General features: G+C 40.4%; 2 protein-coding genes. Both read left to right on the top strand.

Going from position 1 to position 1,862, the window contains the following annotated elements; genetic code table 11:
* Positions 1–89 precede the first annotated feature (89 nt).
* Positions 90–899 (top strand): SDR family oxidoreductase, encoded by an 810-nt coding sequence (locus tag OQ5_RS0115960; RefSeq protein WP_016778448.1) that lies wholly within the window; start codon positions 90–92, stop codon positions 897–899.
* 530 nt (positions 900–1,429) lie between these two features.
* Positions 1,430–1,843, top strand: coding sequence for an acyl-CoA thioesterase (locus tag OQ5_RS0115955; RefSeq protein WP_016778447.1), 414 nt, complete (start codon positions 1,430–1,432; stop codon positions 1,841–1,843).
* The last annotated feature ends 19 nt before the right edge of the window (positions 1,844–1,862 follow it).

Genomic DNA, 1,862 nt, shown 5'->3' with positions numbered 1-1,862 from the left:
CGCTTTTTTTGTTCGGACAGCAGTGTAAGAATATGTATAAATTGTATAGGCGAGTTCCATCAGGCCTTTAAAAATCAAATTTTATACTAATGAAGGACAAAGTCATTATAATTACCGGCGCATCATCGGGCATCGGGCTGGCATGTGCCAGGGAATTTGCCCGACGGGGAGCAAAAATATCACTGGCTGCCCGCAGTGCCGGCAAACTTCAGGAAATAGAAAAAGAACTGACCGGTCAGGGACATGATGTTCTGGTCGTTCCCACAGATGTGAGCAAAGAAGAAGATTGCAGAAACCTGATAGAAAAAACGGTAAATCGTTTTGGAAAAATTGATATACTGGTCAACAATGCCGGCATTTCAATGCGAGCCCTCTTTATCGATGCAGACCTGAGTGTTCTGAAAAAACTTATGGATGTCAATTTCTGGGGAACTGTTTATTGCACAAAATATGCCCTGCCTCATCTTTTGGCGGTTAAAGGTTCGGTCGTTGGTATTTCTTCTATAGCAGGATTTATAGGGTTGCCCGGACGTACGGGTTATTCGGCGTCCAAATTTGCCATGCACGGTTTCCTTCAAACTCTGCGAACAGAAAATCTGAAAAAAGGACTTCATGTCCTTCTTGCTGCCCCTGGGTTTACAGGTACTAACGTTCGTAAATCGGCACTTACAGCCAACGGAAGTCAACAGGGCGAAACCCCTCGTGCCGAAGAAAAAATGATGACCGCGGAAGAGGTAGCCAGGCATCTTGCTAAAGCTATAATTAAACGTAAAAGAACCCTCATTCTGACTTTTAAAGAAGGCAAATTAGCTGTTTTTCTTAATAAATGGTGGCCTTCACTTATAGAAAAATTATCATACAATCACATGGCTAAAGAACCGGATTCTCCTTTTAATTAGGGTCGGATCATAAAGTACCATTTGCTGTGTTAGGCTCGCCGCCAAAATACTCATTTACGAAAAGTAAACTCCTTTTTTGGCGGCTTCGCAAGCCTTGCAACCAGCACTTTTTGAACAGACACACATATTGTAAAAATTTTTGTGAGTTTATAGACAATACTCCGTTAAACTTTTACAATACACTGCAAACCAATTGTTTATGTTGATCAATTTTTTTATTAAGATGCAGTGTATCAATATTTTACGAAACGAGCATGGCACGGTTTCCCAACAAGAATATGTATAAAAGCTTGTATGCGAGTTCCATCAGACCAACAACTTATACATAATTTATACTGATGAATTATCTTGCATCTTGTATCTAAAAATCTAACGATCTATTGTTACAGATGCCTGGTAATTAATTGTTTACACAACAAATGGCGCAAACCCTAACGCTCTCATAATAAAAACTTTGCGTCATTGCGTCTCTGCGTTTAGGTTTTCTTTTTTTACTGACTATTGTATAGACGAACACTAATTAATTTATTATGCTTAAACACACCACAAAAATTCGTGTCCGATACGGTGAAACCGACCAAATGGGTATCGTCAATAATGCTGTATACTCGAGATATTTTGAGGTAGGCCGGACAGAATTGTTTCGCCATCTGGGCCTGCCCTACAGTAAAATAGAACAGGAAGGCACTCTCCTGCCCCTTTCCGAGCTTCATATCAAATACCATCACCCGGCGGTTTACGATGAAGAATTGACCATCGAGACTTACGTTGAAGAATTCCCAGCGGCACGAATAAGGTTTAAATATAACATCCACAACGAAACGGGTAAATTACTGGTGACGGGCGAAACGGTACTGGCATTTCTGAATAGCAAAACCCGTCGTCCTACCAGAATTCCACAGTACCTGGTTGATATTATTAAACCCTACTTTGATTTACAATAATTGGTTAATGCTTTAACCT

It is taken from the genome of Anaerophaga thermohalophila str. Valhall (assembly GCF_000250735.1).
In the GTDB taxonomy this organism is placed as follows: Bacteria; Bacteroidota; Bacteroidia; order Bacteroidales; family Marinilabiliaceae; genus Anaerophaga; species Anaerophaga thermohalophila_A.
Note: the sequence above shows the minus strand (reverse complement) of the source record. Positions and strands in the feature narration are given on the sequence as shown.

Bases quoted from the DNA above. Each gene is read 5' to 3' on its own strand.
- OQ5_RS0115960 (WP_016778448.1), top strand. From the start codon at position 90: ATGAAGGACAAAGTCATTATAATTACCGGCGCATCATCGGGCATCGGG.
- OQ5_RS0115955 (WP_016778447.1), top strand. From the start codon at position 1,430: ATGCTTAAACACACCACAAAAATTCGTGTCCGATACGGTGAAACCGAC.